Source organism: Paramesorhizobium salinisoli, assembly GCF_003335045.1.
Taxonomy (GTDB): Bacteria; Pseudomonadota; Alphaproteobacteria; order Rhizobiales; family Rhizobiaceae; genus Paramesorhizobium; species Paramesorhizobium salinisoli.
The window spans coordinates 1-534 of sequence record NZ_QOZG01000108.1 but is presented as its reverse complement, the minus strand read 5'-3'; the positions used below and the strand labels follow the sequence as shown (position 1 = coordinate 534).

2 protein-coding genes are annotated in these 534 nt (G+C 62.0%); both read right to left on the bottom strand.

All coding sequences use genetic code 11. From position 1 onward, the window contains the following. On the bottom strand, positions 1 to 256 hold a 256-nt coding region (locus DUT91_RS27240; RefSeq protein ID WP_281032651.1), incomplete at its 3' end, for a transposase. Beyond that, positions 144 to 488, bottom strand: coding sequence for a hypothetical protein (locus tag DUT91_RS25130; RefSeq protein ID WP_281032652.1), 345 nt, complete (start codon positions 486 to 488; stop codon positions 144 to 146). The genes DUT91_RS25130 and DUT91_RS27240, both read right to left, overlap by 113 nt. Positions 489 to 534 lie beyond the last annotated feature (46 nt).

Genomic DNA, 534 nt, shown 5'->3' with positions numbered 1-534 from the left:
AATCGGCCGCTTTCCCGAGCTTCTGGCGGCGTAGGTCCTCGATGATCATGGCGGCCTTCTCCTGCGCCGCTTCCCGGCTTTCCTGGGCGTGGATCGCCTTCAGCATATGGCTGATCTCGCGCACCTTTGTCGTCGGCACATGGCTAAACACGTTGCGGTAAAAATGCACCATGCAGCGCTGCCAGCGCGCCTCGGGCAGATAGTCGGCGATGCTTTCTACCAAGCCGCGGCAAGCATCCGAGATGATCAGCTGCACGCCGCTCAGACCGCGGTCGACCAGGTGGCGCAGAAACGCCGACCAGCCGGACTGTCCTCCTTGGCGCCTTCGCAGATGCCGAGGATCTCGCGATAGCCCTCGGCATTGACCGTGCTGGCCACCAGCAGCGAGACGTTACGCACCTCGCCCCCCAGGTTCGCTTCATCACGATCCCGTCGAGATAGAGATAGGGGTGATCGCCCTCGATCGGCCGGTTCCGCCATTCCTCGATCTTCGCGTAGATCTTCTTGTTCAGGTTTGAAACCGTGCCAGGGCTG